The organism is Mesorhizobium sp. M1E.F.Ca.ET.041.01.1.1, assembly GCF_003997355.1.
Lineage (GTDB): Bacteria > Pseudomonadota > Alphaproteobacteria > Rhizobiales > Rhizobiaceae > Mesorhizobium.
This window is the reverse complement of sequence record NZ_RZSL01000094.1, coordinates 1-15,800: the sequence shown is the minus strand read 5'-3', so window position 1 is coordinate 15,800 and position 15,800 is coordinate 1. Positions and strand designations below refer to the sequence as shown.

11 protein-coding genes and 1 pseudogene are annotated in these 15,800 nt (G+C 66.1%); 8 read left to right on the top strand and 4 right to left on the bottom strand.

Going from position 1 to position 15,800, the window contains the following annotated elements; translation table 11 throughout:
* From EOA38_RS10845 to EOA38_RS10805, 8 genes are all read left to right on the top strand, one after another.
* On the top strand, positions 1–563 hold a 563-nt coding region (locus EOA38_RS10845; RefSeq protein WP_189434590.1), incomplete at its 5' end, for an acetate--CoA ligase family protein.
* Entirely contained in the window at positions 556–1,338 is a 783-nt protein-coding gene (locus EOA38_RS10840) for a carnitinyl-CoA dehydratase (protein WP_127299182.1), read from the top strand. The genes EOA38_RS10845 and EOA38_RS10840, both read left to right, overlap by 8 nt.
* A 215-nt stretch (positions 1,339–1,553) precedes the next feature.
* Positions 1,554–2,495 carry an alpha/beta hydrolase gene (locus EOA38_RS10830; protein WP_127299180.1) on the top strand — a complete coding sequence of 314 codons (942 nt, stop codon included), beginning with the start codon at positions 1,554–1,556 and terminating at the stop codon, positions 2,493–2,495.
* Between the two features lie 371 nt (positions 2,496–2,866).
* Positions 2,867–4,852: a hypothetical protein gene (locus EOA38_RS10825; protein WP_127299179.1), complete on the top strand. Its 1,986-nt coding sequence runs from the start codon at positions 2,867–2,869 to the stop codon at positions 4,850–4,852.
* Complete coding sequence (locus EOA38_RS10820; protein ID WP_127299178.1) at positions 4,849–8,553, top strand: DUF11 domain-containing protein; 3,705 nt, start codon at positions 4,849–4,851, stop codon at positions 8,551–8,553. The genes EOA38_RS10825 and EOA38_RS10820 overlap by 4 nt, the downstream gene beginning before the upstream one ends.
* A 195-nt stretch (positions 8,554–8,748) precedes the next feature.
* A complete protein-coding gene (gene rpe / locus EOA38_RS10815) occupies positions 8,749–9,426 on the top strand; it encodes a ribulose-phosphate 3-epimerase (RefSeq protein ID WP_126090652.1) in 678 nt (225 codons plus the stop codon).
* A gap of 238 nt (positions 9,427–9,664) precedes the next feature.
* Positions 9,665–10,408, top strand: a complete 744-nt coding sequence (locus EOA38_RS10810; RefSeq protein ID WP_245464829.1) for a GntR family transcriptional regulator — start codon at positions 9,665–9,667, stop codon at positions 10,406–10,408.
* Positions 10,409–10,651: 243 nt separating this feature from the next.
* Positions 10,652–12,178, top strand: coding sequence for a malonyl-CoA synthase (locus EOA38_RS10805; RefSeq protein WP_127299177.1), 1,527 nt, complete (start codon positions 10,652–10,654; stop codon positions 12,176–12,178).
* A 267-nt stretch (positions 12,179–12,445) separates the two neighbouring features.
* Here the strand turns inward: EOA38_RS10805 and nagA are convergent, their stop codons facing one another.
* The 4 genes and pseudogenes from nagA to EOA38_RS10780 all read right to left on the bottom strand — a co-directional run.
* On the bottom strand, positions 12,446–13,606 hold the full coding sequence (nagA, locus tag EOA38_RS10795; RefSeq protein WP_127299175.1) for an N-acetylglucosamine-6-phosphate deacetylase: 1,161 nt from the start codon (positions 13,604–13,606) through the stop codon (positions 12,446–12,448).
* Positions 13,603–14,634 (bottom strand): SIS domain-containing protein, encoded by a 1,032-nt coding sequence (locus EOA38_RS10790; protein WP_126090648.1) that lies wholly within the window; start codon positions 14,632–14,634, stop codon positions 13,603–13,605. Before EOA38_RS10790 ends, nagA begins: the two co-directional genes overlap by 4 nt.
* Positions 14,631–15,410: a GntR family transcriptional regulator gene (locus tag EOA38_RS10785; protein WP_126090647.1), complete on the bottom strand. Its 780-nt coding sequence runs from the start codon at positions 15,408–15,410 to the stop codon at positions 14,631–14,633. The genes EOA38_RS10790 and EOA38_RS10785 overlap by 4 nt, the downstream gene beginning before the upstream one ends.
* Positions 15,411–15,453: 43 nt before the next feature.
* A pseudogene (locus EOA38_RS10780) lies at positions 15,454–15,800 on the bottom strand (N-acetylglucosamine kinase); the annotation flags it as partial.

Below are 15,800 nucleotides of genomic sequence, written 5' to 3'. Positions count from 1 at the left end.
ACGCGGTCGAGGCGGTGATCTCGTCGATGGCTCTCGGTTTTCCGGTGGCGCTCAAGGCGCTCGGCGTCACGCACAAGTCGGAAGTCGGCGCGGTGCGGCTGAACCTCAAGGACGCCGAATCCGTCAGCAATGCCGCGCATGACCTGTTGCCGCTCGGCACCGGGCTCTACGTCGAGCGTATGGTGCGCGACGGCGTCGCCGAGCTGATCGTCGGCTTCACCCGCGACCCGATGTTCGGCGCGGTGATGACGCTCGGCACCGGCGGTCTGCTGGTTGAGCTGCTGCGCGACAGCGTGACCCTGATGCTGCCGGCGACGCGCGACGACATCGAGGCGGCGCTGCGCGGCCTGAGGCTCTACCCTCTGCTCGAAGGCTATCGCGGCCGGCCCAAGGCCGATGTCGCGGCCGCCATCGATGCCATCGCCGGCATCGCCGCCTTCGTGCAGAAGAACGAGGGCGAGATCGAGGAACTCGACATCAACCCGTTGATCGTCTGTGCCGAAGGCAAGGGCGCCTGGATTGCGGACGCGCTGCTGGTGCTTGGAGAAAAGAAGAATGGCTGACGTCATCACCACCCGCCGCGAAGGCACCATCCTGGAAGTCACGCTCGACCGGCCGAAGGCCAACGCCATCGACCTCAAGACGTCGCGGCTGATGGGCGAGACGTTCAAGGCGTTCCGCGACGATCCCGGCTTGCGCGTCGCCATCGTCAAGACGGCCGGCGACAAGTTCTTCAGCGCCGGCTGGGACCTGAAGGCGGCGGCCGCCGGCGATGCGGTCGACGGTGATTATGGCGTCGGCGGCTTCGCCGGGCTGCAGGAGTTGCGCGACTTGAACAAGCCGGTGATCGCCTGCGTCAACGGCATGGCGGTGGGCGGCGGCTTCGAGCTGGCGCTCTCCTGCGACTTGATCTACGCCTCGGACCATTCCTCCTTCGCGCTGCCCGAGATCCGCGCCGGCACGCTTGCCGACGCCGCCACCATCAAGCTGCCGAAGCGCATTCCCTACCATATCGCCATGGACCTGTTGTTCACCGGCCGCTGGATGGACGTGGCGGAAGCGCAGCGCTGGGGCTTGGTCAACGAAGTGCTGCCCAAGGAAAAGCTCGAGGACCGCGTCTGGGAGATTGCACGGTTGCTTGCCAGCGGCCCGCCGCTGGTCTTCGCCGCGATCAAGGAGACGGCGCGGGTGGCCGAAGCGCTGACCTTCCAGGATGCGATGAACAAGGTGACCCGCCGGCAGCTGCCGACGGTCGATATCCTCTACGGCTCGGAAGACAATATGGAAGGGTTCCGAGCGTTCGCGGAGAAGCGCGACCCGGTGTGGAAGGGAAGATAGTCGCAGACGATGGCGCTCCGTCACACCCCCCTCTGGCCTGCCGGCCATCTCCCCCGCAAGGGGGGAGATTGGACTTCGCGAAGGCTTTCGCCGATCTCAAATGCTGCAGAAATGGCCGCATGGCCGAAACTGCCAATCTCCCCCCTTGCGGGGGAGATGGCCGGCAGGCCAGAGGGGGGTGCCTGGGCTCAACCTTGCCAGTCGGTCCAGGCACCATGACCGACTACAGAAAACTGATCGACGCCGAGACCTGGGCCTTCATCGAGAAGACCAATTCCTATTACCCGCCGGACACGATCGACTACACGATCGCCGAGCAGCGCGCCATCTACGACCGGATGTGCCGCGAGTTCTTCGCCGGCTACCCGCAAGGCGTGACGGCGGAAACGACGGCAATAGCCACGCCGACCGACAGCATTCCGATCCGCATCTATAGCACTGCGGCGCCGGACAAGAGCGCCATGGTGCTCTATGTCCATGGCGGCGGCTTCATCCTCGGCGGGCTGGACAGTCATGACGATGTCTGCGCCGAGCTTTGCGCGCGCACCGGCTACGAGGTGGTGTCGGTCGACTACCGGCTGGCGCCGGAACATCTGCATCCGACCGCCTTCGACGATGTCATGGACGCCTACGAGTGGGCGGCAGGGACTTACGATTGCCCGGTCCTGCTTTGCGGCGACAGCGCCGGCGGCAATCTCTGCGCCGCCGTTGCCCACGCGACGCGCGGCCACATCAAGAAGCCGATCGGCCAGGTGCTGATCTATCCCAGCCTCGGCGGCGACCACTCTCGCGGCTCCTATGTGACGCATGCCGAGGCGCCGATGCTGACCGCGCGCGATACCAAGTTCTACCTGAGCATTCGCACCGGCGGCGTCGACCGCACCGGCGACATCACCCTGTATCCGCTCGCCGATGCCAATTTCGCCTACCTGCCGCCGACAGTGCTGATCACCGCCCAATGCGACCCGCTGTCCTCCGACGGCGAGGCCTATCGCGACCACGTCGTCGCAGCCGGTGGGCATGCCTACTGGTTCGAGGAACCGGGGCTGGTGCACGGCTATCTGAGAGCCCGGCATACGGTCGGCCGGGCGCGAGCCAGCTTCACCCGCATCGTCGAGGCGGTGTCCACACTCGGCAAGGGCGACTGGATCTGGTGATCTTGTCGCTCGGTAAAGACAGCGCCTCCGTCCCGGCGCGCCTCTCGCATTGAACCTTTCCGCGTCAGCTCGCGACTGACGACCAGGCACCGCCATGGTGCGGGCCGGAAAGGAAAGCCCCAATGACCAGAAACCCTGAGACTTGGTGGTCTCCGGGAGCAACAGGAGTCCAGCGCGGCCACCGTCTTCGGGACGAGGTCGATGCGCTGGGCTTTCGGCTGATTCCGTTGACCCTGCCAGGCAGCCGTCGTATCGTGACCAAGCGGAAAACAGACAATTATTTCAGGGACGAACGAGCCGGAACGCCGCGCCTTGCCCTGATATGCGCGGCGAAAACGGATGGTTCTTCCGACGACTTCGGGGGGAGTTCAATGTTTTGCGACCGCGGCTCGTTCGTGGCTTCTCGCGCCGGCGGTCTGCGCCGCGCGATAACGACAACCGGCGGAGTTCTTGCCCTGGCGCTGTCCGCCGGCCTTTGGCTCGGCGGCGCGGCAAAGGCCCAGGAAACACAAATCATCCATCCGGGCTCGATGGCGGTGACCGGCTTTCCCGGCACCGTCATTCCCGATTTCGACTCTTCCGAGGGGGGCTTGCCGCCTGGCGTCGACCCGGTCGACGAAATGTTCATCGACACATCGCAGGCCTCGTTGCGCATTTTCGACGTTTCGCGCCTCGGCGGCCCGGCCTCCGGCCAACTCGTCTACACGCCGCCGCCCTTCGAGGTGACGGCGGGTCAGATCGGCGAGGTGTTCGGCCTCACTTATGATGACGGCATGCGCGACGGCGTGCCGTCGGGCATCCCCAACCTCTATGCGGCGGCGACCTCGCTGCACGGCATCGAGATCGTCACGCCGGACGCCGACGATGACGGCCGCCCCGAGCGGCAGCGCCGCGGCACCGCGGGAGCGACCTTCATGGATGGCCAGTTCGGCACCGAAAACGGCGGCGGACCGGGCACGATCTGGAAGATCGACGGCATCACCGGAGCCGTATCGAAATTCGCCGACATCGACACCAACAGCGGGCCCGGCATCGGCAACCTCGCCTTCGATCCCACCCACCGCGAGTTCTTCGCTTCGGATATCGACACCGGTCTGATCCACCGCATAGACCCCGACGGCAATCTGATCGACAGCTTCGATCATGGCGTTGCCGGGCGTCCGGCGCATGGGCTGGCCCCCGTCGCCGACGACGGCGCCGTGATGGACATCCAGGCCGCGGCCTTCGACAGCGAAGACCCTGGAACCTGGGGTTATACGCAGGACGAGCGCCGCGTCTGGGCGGTCGCCTATCATGGCGGCCGGCTCTACTATTCCGTCGGCGAGAAAGCCGAAATCTGGTCGGTCGGCATTGCGAGCGACGGAGGCTTCGCTGGCGATCCGCGCTGGGAGCTGACGGTCAAGGCCGACCAGGACTATGCCGTCACCGACATCGCCTTCGACAACAAGGGCTTCATGTATCTCGCCCAGCGCGGCCCGGTCGAGAACCGTTACGACTACAGCCGTTTCGCCGATTCCGGCAAAGGCGAGGTCGTCCGCTACTGGCGCGAGGATCCGGACGATCCGGCGACGGAATCGGTCTGGGTGGAAGTGCCGCAGGAATATGCGATCGGCTTCCCGCAAGACAATCGCCAGTCGGCCGGCGGCGTCGATCTGCAATACCGCTACGATGCCGAAGGCAATCTGGACACCACCGTTTGCACCGACACGGTCGTCAACACCGGCGACAAGTTGCGCGACAATCCGGAGCTTGCCGAGCGGCTTGCCGCCGGTGGGCCGCTCGCCGTGCATGGCGTGCAACTCACTCCGAGCGCGCTGGTCAAGCCGGCTAATGTGCCGCCCTTCGGCTCATGGTTCGTCGACTTCGACGGCTATTTCGAGGACCCGGACGTCCAAGGCCATGTCGGCGACGTCAGGGTCTGGCGTCCGTGCGAAGGCCGCGCCGGCTATTATGAGGAAATCCCCGGCGGCTTCCTGCCTCCCTTCTATCCGCCGGACTTCCCACCGCCCGGCAATTTGCCTCCCTGCCTCGATGTCGAGGACGTGCAGTATTTCTGCACGCCCCGCGGCCTCCAGGCAGACCTCTATCTCCATGACCACGCCGGCTTAGGCGGCGATTCGATCAAGGCTCTGTCCAAGACGCCCGGCGTCGGGGTGACCTCACCCATGTCGCACGAGCCGGGCAAGCCCTACACGATCGACATCACCGGCCATAATCCGGGCGGCACCGTCAATGTCGGTCTCTGCTTCTACCGCAAGTCCGACCGGGACAAGGGTGGCTACTACCCTTGCTGCAAGATGACGCTGCCGCTCAGGACGCCGGCCGTCGACTGCGAAGCGCCGAGGAGGGACAGATGAGCGATCTCGCCCTTTCCCGCTTCGCCTCGCGCAAAACCATCATGGAGACGATCATGAAACCCCTGTCATACGCCAGGCGCGGCGCGCGCTGGCTGATGGCGGCCGGTATCGCGGTCGCCATGATGCCGGCATCGCTGGCGCTCGCCCAGAATACCGCACCGTCCAGTCAGGCCGCCAATCAACCGCGCGGCATCAATTCCGAACTCGGCCGGATCATACCCTTCTTCACCAAGAAGGGCGGTCAGCGAAGCTGCGATACCGTCGAATATGTCCTGAGCTTCGGCATCCACGGCGACCCGCAGGACTTCGACCGGCCAAGCGTGGCGGCCCTGCTGAAAGCGACGAGGCTCGACTTCAAGGACCAGCTTCCGCACGGCTTGCAGATCGTCGGCGTGGATGTCGCCGGCGACGGCACCAGCGCCTCCGGCGGACCGCTGCCCGCTGGCGCGATCAGCTCATCGGCCGGTCCGAACGATACGGCCAGCGTTTCCAATTTCCGGATCAGCGCTGCCAACCTCGATGGCGAGGGTGCCGCGAACGAGCGCGTCATCACCTTCCGGATCACGGCCAAGATAGACCATGCGACCTTTCCCGTGCCGGCGACGGTCGACAACCAGGGAGAGATCAAGGTCTCGCTGCGAGGCGGGCCGGCAACGACCATTCCCTCGCAGGATCCGGATAGACCCGACGACGGCGATTTCCTCACCGGCGTCAAGACCTCGATCAAGATCGATCTGACCAAATGCAACCCGCCGCCTCCGCCTCCCACCAAGGAGTGCTTCAAGGTCGAGCGCGGCACGGTCGACTGCGTTCCCGGCGGCGGCGCCTTCATCTACCACATGCCGGTCGGTCCGGAGATGGGCGGCAAGTGGGTGCAGGTGTCGACGACGACAGCCGGCATCACCATCGTTCCCGATACCCAGCAGGTGCCTGCCGGCGGCGGCGTGCTGGACTGGAAGATCATCGGCGCCTCGCCCGGCGAGGCCATCCATCTCGTCGTCACCGGCGTCGACACCTATGCCGGGCCGAAGGAAGGCTGGGGACTTTGCTGCACGCAGACGATCGACATCGTCATTCCGCGTGACATCAGGTGCCCGCCCGAGCAGCCCGACCTCAAGGTCGAGAAGTGGGCCGAGGTGCCGCGTTGCACGATGGCAGGCGGCTGCGACTTCACCATCACCGTCACCAATATCGGCGACGCGCCCTACAACGGCACGATCGTCCTCGATGAAGTAACGCTGCCGGCCGGCTCGGTTCTTTCCTCAGGACCGAACCCGCCCTGGATCTGCGTGCCCGGAGCGGCGCCGATGACCTGCACCCACCCGGTGACGACGCTCAACCCCGGCGCCTCCGTCAACCTCAAGCTCGGCTTCAAGCCGGCCGCAGGCTGGCAGGGCAGCGTGCTGCGCAACTGCGCCGCCTATGACTACCACGCCAGCGGCAAGCCGCTGTTCGGCAGCCAGCAGAACGACCGCGCCTGCGCCTCGATCCCGATCTGCCGCCGTGGCGATCGCGACCCGCGGTGCCAGCCTCCGGTCGAGAAGAAAGTCGACCTGATCCTGAAGAAGCGCGCCCGCATCCCGGTCTGCACGCCGGACGGCATCTGCACCTTCGTGATCGACATCATCAACAACGGCACCAGCACCTATAACGGGCCGCTGACGGTGGTCGATACCTATCCTGGCGGCGCGCCGACCTCCTCGACCTTCGGGCCGAGCCCGCCCTGGACCTGCGGCCCGAATGGCCCCGGCCAATTCCGCTGCGACAATGCCGGCATCGCGCTGCCTCCGGGCGCATCGACGCCGATCGTCGTCAAGGCTGCCATGCCGGCAAATTACCGGCCGGACAGGGTGGAGAACTGCGCCGAGGTGAAGGCCATTTCCGGCGAGGTCGACCTCGCCAACAACAAGGCCTGCGCGACCGAACGCATCCGCCATCCGAATGGCGGCCAGCCCGGCTTGCGCATCACCAAGGGGTGCGATGGTTCGCTCGCCGGGGCCGCGGTGGTTTCCTGCCGCATCACCGTCAGCAACGCCGGCACGGCTGCTCCCACCGGTCCGGTGCGGGTCAGCGATGCCGCCACGCTTATATCGGGCGGTGCGCCGGTTGCCATCCAGACCGTGACCCCCGACGGCGCGGACTGGAGCTGCGGGCCGGTGCCTGCCAACACGCTGTCGTGCCAGATTCCCGGCGCCGTGATGACGCCCGGAGAGAGCCGGCACTTCGACGTGACAGTCAGCGCCAATGGCGCGTTCGAGAACTGCGCGCGCGGCTCCTACGGGCCGGCGCCGGGAGACGACATCGTCTATCCGATCGGCCAGGCCTGCGCGAAAGGCGGCGGCGCCTCGACCATCCGTGTCGAGAAGACCGGCGATGCTGAGTGCCGGCCAGGTGCGCCCTGCTCGTTCGAGATCACCATCATGAACGATGGGCCGAACACCTTCTCCGGCCCGGTCCGCATCGGCGATGCGATTGGCATTGATGGTCTGGGCCGCCTGGAAGGCGTTGCGATCACTTCCATCGATCCGCCCTTCGGCTGTTCGCCGGAGCCGGCGACGCTGCCGGCGTCCTGCATCGCCAACCTGACGTTGGGTGCCGGCGAAAGCCACACGCACCACATGACTGTGGTTCTCCCCGACGATGGCCGACTCGCCAACCTGCAGGGTACGGTCAGCGGGCAGAACTGCGTCGGCGTGCTGTCGCCGAACACGCCGGTGCAGGGCGGCGACGTGCTGTCGCTCGCCCCGACCAATGCGCAGGGCGATCGCGGCAAGGCCTATGCCTGCCACCCCTTCACCATCAAGCGTGAGGTGAAGAACCAGTGCTCGAACGGCATGGTGCTGAACGCGGCCGGCCGCTGCGCCTGCCCGGACGGCACGACCTTCCGCAATGGCCAGTGCAGTTCCGGCGGCACCAAGCTTCTGCCGCTCCCGGTGCCGCAACGCTGCGTCCTGCTCAAGGGCCAGATCCGGACCGAGGACGGACGCTGTGTCTGTCCGCGCGGCACCGAGCTGGAAAACGGGAGGTGCATGCAAAGCGGACAGCCGCAGGAGCCGCAATGCACGTTGCGTCCCGGCCAGTACCGCGACCAGGACGGCAATTGCGTGTGCCGGCGTGGCGAGCTGGTGAACGGCGTCTGTCAGGTCATACCGCCAAAATGCACGATCCGCGGCGCGGTGCCGACAGCGAACGGCTGCGTCTGCCCTGACGGCACGCATCTCGACCGCGCCGCCAGGGCCTGCGTGCCCGACAAGCAGCCGCCCAGCCAGTGCCGCATCCGCGGTCAGGTGCGCAATGCCGACGGCGATTGCGTCTGCCCGAGGGGAACGGAGCTGAGGGGCAAGGCCTGCGCGCCGATCAAGAAGCCGCAAACCTGCTCCATCCGCGGCCAGGTCCTCAACAAGCGCGGCGCGTGCGTGTGTCCGCGCGGCACCGAGGTGATAGAAGGCAGATGCGGCACGTTCGAAGACGCCGAATGCGCCCCGGGTTCGCAGATGATCGACGGTATCTGCCAGCCGATCATAAGGCGGCGCTGCCCGGTCGGGACCACCGGACGGTATCCGGATTGCTTCCCGATTCGCAGACGGCCGGGTGTGGAGATCAATCCGAACCTGCTGCTCAATCCGAACATCCTGCAGCAGTTGGTGCCAAGGAACCAACCAAGGTTGCAGCGGAACCCGGCGACCAACAACCTCCAATAATGGAGCCCGCCGCCACATCGCGAACCCGCCGGAGCAATCCGGCGGGTTCTTCCTTCCGCTTCGGAGCCGCGTTTTGTGCGCCTGCTGGCGGACGCGGAAAACATGCTTCCCCTAGCCTGGACGATGGTCTAGGCAGACCCGCATGAAAGGTGCGCTGCCCAGCGCGCCGATGACGATGCCGGGAGAGGCCGTATCATGAGCAAGAAGACCCTGATCGCGCCGTCGGTGCTGGCGTCGGATTTTTCGAAGCTCGGTGACGAGGTCGAGGCGGTCGCGGCCGCCGGGGCCGATTGGATCCATCTGGATGTGATGGACGGTCATTTCGTGCCCAACATCACTTTCGGCCCGCCGGTGGTTAAAGCGATCCGCAACCGCACCAAGGCCTTCTTCGACTGCCATCTGATGATCGCGCCGGCCGACCCCTATCTGGCGGCCTTCGCCGAGGCCGGCTGCGACGGCATGACCGTCCATGCCGAGGCCGGCCCGCATCTCGACCGCTCGCTGCAGACGATCAAAGGTCTCGGCAAGAAGGCCGGTGTCTCTCTCAACCCGGCGACGCCGGAAACAGCGATCGAATACGTGCTCGACCGGCTGGACCTCATCCTGATCATGACCGTCAATCCGGGCTTCGGCGGCCAGGCATTCATCCCGGCAATCGTCGACAAGGTGCGAAGGGTGAAGGCGCTTATCGGCAACCGCCCGATCCGTATCGAGATCGACGGCGGCGTCTCGCCGGAAACAGCGCCGTTGGTGACGGCCGCCGGCGCCGACGTGCTGGTGGCGGGCGCGGCCATCTTCAAGGGCGGCAGCGTCGAGGCCTATCGGGCCAATATCGAGGCAATCCGCTCAGCAGCCGACAGGGCCGCCAACTAGAGACATAGACATCTCGTTTCTAACAAAAAGTCGCCGCGCGGCCGAACGGCTGTTCAATATACCGAGTTATATCAAGTCGCCCATTAACATCAGCTTTTTTCTGAGGGAATTTACTTTATTCGATCGAATATCGTCACCTTATTGCTTTTAGGCGGCAATGCCTGTCTGTATGATACGCGTACGAGATTGCTTTGCCGAGGGACCCTGGCAAAAACAGGGGCAAGCAACAGGAGTCAAATTGGCAAACGGAAACGCCGATACGGGCGAAGGCAAGGGTGCCAAGAGCACGCTTGCCAGCTCGGTCTACCATCAGCTCCGCGAAGACCTGCTGCGTGGAGCTTTGGAAACCGAGGGCAAGCTGCGCGTCGAATGGGTCGTTTCCCGCTATGGCGCCGGCGCGTCGCCCGTACGTGAGGCGCTCAATCGCCTCGCCGCCGAGGGCCTGCTTGGCCGCCATGACCAGCGCGGCTTCTTCCTGATGCCGGTGAGTGCGGCGGAGCTCGAAGAGCTGACCCGAACGCGTTGCTGGCTGGAGGAACGCGCCTTGCGTGAATCCATTGCCCATCGCACGGCCGAGTGGGAAGAACAGCTGGTGCTCGCCCTGCACCGCTTGGCGCGCGCCGAGCGTCGCCAGTCCGACGACCCCGCGACCAACAATCCGGAATGGGAGACGCTGCACCGCGCCTTCCATCGCGCGCTGATCTCGGCGTGCCGGTCGCATTGGCTGATCGGTTTTTGCGACCAGCTTTCCGACCAGGCCTCCCGCTACCGGCTGATTTCGCAGCGCGGCCCAGGCTCCGAACGCGATGACCTCGCCGAGCACCGGACGATTGCCGAGCGAACGCTGGATGGCGATGCCGACGCCGCGGTCGAGGCCTTGCTCAGTCACTATCGGCTGACCGCCGAGATGTGCATGGCGCGCTTCAACCAGGGCTACGATCCAAGGGCCGGCTCAGGCAAGGCGCCGCGCGCCCGCAAATAGCTGCCCTAAAGCGCGTCGCGATCTTTCAGATTCGCTCCGTGCGCTTTAGGTTTTTGATTTTACGCATGCCTTTTCCCGAAACCGGTTCCCACTTTCGGGAGACATGCTTAGCTCCTTATTTTTCGCAATTCCGGACGGAAAACCGCTACGCACTTTCCTGGAATTGCTCTGGCAGGCAAATCTGATATCGCTCTGGCCAGGCCGATGCATTGAATGCGTCAGCCACAAGTCCAGAGGAAGACTATGGCCAATCACCTGTTCGACGCCTTTCGCGCCAGCATGCCGGCGCCTGACCGTGTCTTGATGGAGACGGACGACGAGCGTTCTATCTCCTATGGCGAGATGCTGGCGCGGTCCGGGCAATATGCGCATGCGCTCGTCGAGGCAGGCGTCCAGCCCGGCGATCGCGTCGCCGTGCAGGTGGAGAAGACGCCGGAAGCTTTGCTGCTCTATCTCGCCTGTCTGCGCGCCGGCGCCGTCTTCCTGCCGCTCAACACCGCTTATACGCTGCCGGAGCTCGACTATTTCTTCCGTGACGCGCAACCGCGGCTGGTCGTCTGCGATCCGCAAAAGGCGTCCACCATCCAACCGCTTGCCGCGTCGGCGGATGCCGCGACGCTGACGCTTGGCGGCGACGGGCGGGGCACGCTTGCGGATCGCGCGGCGCTGCAGCCGGCGGATTTCGACGATGCCGCGCGCGGGCCCGACGATCTTGCCGCCATCCTCTACACCTCAGGCACGACCGGCCGCTCCAAGGGCGCCATGCTCAGCCACGAGAACCTCGCCTCCAACGCGCGCGTGCTGGTGGAGCACTGGCGTTTCGGCGCCGACGACGTGCTGATCCACGCGCTGCCGATCTTCCATACGCACGGCCTGTTCGTCGCCACCAACGTCATCCTGATGGCCGGCGCCAGGATGTTCTTTGAGCAGAAGTTCGATCCGGCCCGCATCCTGTCGCTGATGCCACGCGCCACGGCGCTGATGGGCGTGCCGACCTTCTATGTGCGATTGCTGCAGCAGGATGGGCTCACAAAAGATGCAGCCAGGCATATGCGGCTATTCATCTCCGGCTCGGCGCCGCTGCTTGCCGAGACGCACAATGCCTGGCGCGAGCGCACCGGCCACGCCATCCTCGAACGCTACGGCATGACCGAGACCAACATGAACACGTCCAACCCCTATGACGGCGAGCGGCGCGCCGGCACGGTCGGCTTTCCGCTGCCCGGCGTGTCACTGCGCATCACCGATCCCGAGACGGCCGAACCGCTGACCCAGGGCGCGATCGGAATGATCGAGGTGAAGGGGCCGAACGTGTTCGCCGGCTATTGGCGGATGCCGGAGAAGACCAAGGCCGAGTTCCGCGACGACGGTTTCTTCGTCACCGGCGATCTCGGCCTGATCGACGCCGACGGCTATGTCCACATCGTCGGCCGCGGCAAGGACCTGATCATCTCGGGCGGCTACAACGTCTATCCGAAGGAGATCGAGAGCGAGATCGACGCGCTTGCCGGCATCAGCGAAAGCGCCGTGATCGGCGTCGCTCATCCGGATTTCGGAGAGGGCGTCACGGCGGTGGTGGTGCGCAAGCCGGGATCGGCGATCAGCGCCGCCGACATTGCCGACGCCATCGCCGGACGGCTGGCAAAGTACAAGCATCCGAAGCAGGTGATCTTCGTCGACGAACTGCCGCGCAACACGATGGGCAAGGTGCAGAAGAACGTTTTGCGCGAGGCGTACAAGGATATCTACACGGCGGGAAAAGCCGGCTGACGCTCGTCGGCATTTCGACGACGAAGGCGATGCAAGGGTGAGATCGGTCGTGATCCTTCGCACCCCCCTCTGGCCTGCCGGCCATCTCCCCCGCAAGGGGGGAGATCGGACGTCACCGCGGCTTTCGCCAATCACCAACGTTGCAGGATTGAGCGGGGCGCAGAAGCTACCAATCTCCCCCCTTGCGGGGGAGATGTCCGGCAGGACAGAGGGGGGTGCTGTCACGCCAGCGTCTCAAAGCTTCTCGTCACCTTAACGCAGGAAGGCTCAGGTCCTCAAAACCTTCTTGCCCCCAATCCAGACGTTCTTGACATCCAGGCCCTCCGATAGGCCGACGATATCGGCGGCGGTGCCGTTGGCGAAGCGGCCGAGCCGGTGCGCCTGGCCGATCGCCTCGGCGGGGTAGAGCGATGCCATGCGGAGCGCCTCGTCGAGATCGATCCCGACGACGCGGTGGACGAAGCGCACGGCGGAAATCATGTCGAGGTCGGCGCCGGCCAGCGTGCCGTCGGCAAGCCTCAGACTCCCGTCCTTGCGATAGATGGTGCGGCCGTTGAGCGTGAAGGAGGTCATGTCTGTGCCGATTGTCGCCATGGCGTCGGTGACCAGCAGGATCTTGCCCGGCCCCTTCTTGGCATTGAGCGCAAGCGTCATCGTGCCGGGATGGACATGGATGCCGTCGGCGATCATGCCTGCGTAGAGACCGCCGGTATCTATAGCGGCGCCGGCCAGCCCCGGCTCCCGATTGCCGATCTGGCTCATGGCGTTGAAGAGGTGGGTGACGACCGTCGCGCCGGCCTCGGCGAAGGCCGTCGCCGTGGCATAGTCGGTGTCGGAATGGCCCAGGCTGACGACAATGCCGGCCTCGGCCAGCGCCGTGACGCGGGCCGGCTCGACCGATTCCGGCGCGATCGTGGTGAGCAGCACCGGCAGGTCCCGGCGCGCGGCGATCAGTGCCGCTTGGTCGGCGTCCGTCATCGGCCGGATCAGGGCCGGATCATGCGCGCCCTTGCGCGCGATGGACAGATGCGGCCCTTCGAGATGCAGGCCAAGGAAACCCGGCACTTTTTTCCGCGCAGCCTCGGCGCCGGCGGCTGTGGCCGCGGCGGTGATCGCCGGCGTGTCGGTGATCAGCGTCGGCAGCAGCGCCGTGGTGCCGAACGGCGCGTGCGCCCGGCAGATGGTCTCGATCGAGGCGACGTCGGGATGGTCGTTGAGCATGACGCCGCCGCCGCCATTGACCTGGATGTCGACGAAGCCGGGAACCAGCAGGCCGCCGCCGGTCTCGAACAGGGAGACGCCGGACGGAATGGCACCAGTGGGCAGAATGGCCTCGACCATGCCGTCCTTGACGACGAGGGCCGCATCGTCATGCCAGTCGGCGCCATCGAAGATGCGGGCGCCAGTGAGGGCGAAACGGTCGCTCATACGGTTTCCGTTACCTTGCGCAGGTTGCGCGGCGCATCCGGGTCGAGGCCGCGATGGCGGGCGAAGGCCTCGACGAAGCCGTAGAAGGACACGATCAGCGGCAGCGGATCGGTCAGCGGATGGCCGGTCGCGACATGCGGCAGCAGCCTGGCGTTCTTTGCCTTGCCGGAGGTGACGAAAGCGGCCGCGCCCTTGGCCGCCACGCTGTCTGCTGCTTCGGCCACCGAGGGCTCGGAGGCGTCGCGGGCGGCGAGCGCCAGGACGGGGAAGCCTGGTCCCACAAGAGCCAGCGGCCCATGCATGACCTCGGCCGCGCTGTAGGCCTCGGCATGCATGGCGCAGGTCTCCTTGAACTTCAGCGCCGCCTCGCTGGCGATCGCGAAGGACGGGCCGCGTCCCAGGATGAACAGCGACTGCGGCGTCTCGAGCGCGGCGGCGAGCGCCATCCAGTCGCAGGCGATCGCCTTCTCGAAATGCTCCGGCAGGCGGGCGAGCGCTGAAAGCAGCGGCTCATCGCCTGTGCTGTGCGCCATCAGCGCCAGGGCGGCGACAGCCGAATTGACGAAGGTCTTGGTGGCCGCGACGCTGCGCTCCGGCCCGGCCAGAATGTCGATGGCATAGTCCGAGGCCCGCGCCAGCGGCGAGTCGGCGGTGTTGGTGATGGCGACGGTCAGCGCGCCCCCGGCCCTGGCCGTTTCGGCCATGGCGACGATGTCGGGGCTTTTGCCCGACTGCGAGATGGCGAGACAGGCCGAGCCGCGCAGCCTCAGCTTCGCGCCGTAGATCGAAGCGATCGACGGGCCGACCGAAGCGACGGCGAGGCCGGCGGTCAACTCCACGGCATATTTCGTGAAGGTGGCGGCGTGGTCGGACGAGCCGCGCGCCACGGTGACGACGAAGTTCGGATCGCGCTCGCGAAGGCCGCGGCCGGCCTCGGCAAGCGCCTTGGCCGAGCCATCGAGCAGGCGGGCGGTGGCCTGCGGGATTTCCTCGATCTCGCGCCGCATATGGGTGGTGGTTGCGCTCATGGCCGGCTCTCCTCTCCCGGCCCGGTCAGCCGGAGTTCCGCGACGAAGTCATAGGCGTCGCCCCTGTAGATCGAACGGGTGAATTCGATCACCTTGCCGCTCGCCAGATAGGAAATGCGTTCGATGTGCAGTCCGGCAACCCCCGGCGGCACTTCCAGCAGGCGCGCGTCATCGTCGCCGAGATTCGCGGCCGAGATGCGCTGAACCGCCCGCACCGGACGATTGCCGGTCAGTTCCAGCGTCGCGTAGAGCGAGGAGCCGATCGTCTCTGGGTCGGGAAGGACGCTGGCCGAGATTGCCGCGCGCTCGATCGCCAGCGGTGTGTCGTTGGCGATACGCAGGCGCGCCACGCGCGCCACCAGCTCGTTCGACGACAGGCCGAGAACCATCATCTCATCAGGCGAGGGCGCGTAGAGGCCACGGTCGAGCCAGGCCGAGCGCACGACCATGCCGCGGCGCGCCATGTCTTCGGTGAAGGAGGTGAGCCGGGATAGCGACTGCTCGACGCGCTCCATGCGCGGCGCGACGAAGGTGCCGGATCCGTGGCGCTGGACGAGGATGCCGCCCTTGACCAGATCCTGCACGGCCTTGCGCACGGTGACGCGCGAGATGTCGGCCTTGCTGGCGATGTCGCGCTCGGACGGCAGCGCGTCGCCCGGGCCGATCAGGCCGCGATTGACCGCTTCCTCGATGCTTTTCCTGAGCTGCAGGTAGAGCGGCGCGCCGCTCTGCGAGGATTCTTTCAGCATGGCGAAAATCTGGTCGGCGGCGCTCATCGCGGCGCCTCCGGCAGCATGGCGAAGATCTGGTTGGCGGCGCTCACAGGGCAACCCCCGATTTGCCGGCAAAGATGCGCACCGCCATCTGCACCGCGCCGCCGAGCGCATCGTCGAGCGGGGCTTTCAGCAGCGCCTGGTAGCGCGCCGACAGGCGCGGCCCATAAAGCGGTGCCAGGCCGCCGAGCAGACAAAGCGGAGCATCGTCGGCGGGATCGAGCGCGCCGAGCGAAGCCTCGACGTCGGCGACCGCCTTGTCGAGGATCCAGTTGGCGACGAGGTCGCCCTTGGCGGCATGCTCGAAAACCTTGGGCGCGAACCCGCCGAAGTCGCCGGGCTTGGCGTTGGTGGTGAATTCGACCACATCCTCGGGGTTGTTGCGGAAGACGG

What these genes read in the sequence shown, in the direction of transcription:
- EOA38_RS10840 (WP_127299182.1), top strand. Translation starts at nt 556, where the DNA reads ATGGCTGACGTCATCACCACCCGCCGCGAAGGCACCATCCTGGAAGTC.
- EOA38_RS10830 (WP_127299180.1), top strand. Translation starts at nt 1,554, where the DNA reads ATGACCGACTACAGAAAACTGATCGACGCCGAGACCTGGGCCTTCATC.
- EOA38_RS10825 (WP_127299179.1), top strand. Translation starts at nt 2,867, where the DNA reads ATGTTTTGCGACCGCGGCTCGTTCGTGGCTTCTCGCGCCGGCGGTCTG.
- EOA38_RS10820 (WP_127299178.1), top strand. Translation starts at nt 4,849, where the DNA reads ATGAGCGATCTCGCCCTTTCCCGCTTCGCCTCGCGCAAAACCATCATG.
- rpe (WP_126090652.1), top strand. Translation starts at nt 8,749, where the DNA reads ATGAGCAAGAAGACCCTGATCGCGCCGTCGGTGCTGGCGTCGGATTTT.
- EOA38_RS10805 (WP_127299177.1), top strand. Translation starts at nt 10,652, where the DNA reads ATGGCCAATCACCTGTTCGACGCCTTTCGCGCCAGCATGCCGGCGCCT.
- nagA (WP_127299175.1), bottom strand. Translation starts at nt 13,606, where the DNA reads ATGAGCGACCGTTTCGCCCTCACTGGCGCCCGCATCTTCGATGGCGCC.
- EOA38_RS10790 (WP_126090648.1), bottom strand. Translation starts at nt 14,634, where the DNA reads ATGAGCGCAACCACCACCCATATGCGGCGCGAGATCGAGGAAATCCCG.
- EOA38_RS10785 (WP_126090647.1), bottom strand. Translation starts at nt 15,410, where the DNA reads ATGAGCGCCGCCGACCAGATTTTCGCCATGCTGAAAGAATCCTCGCAG.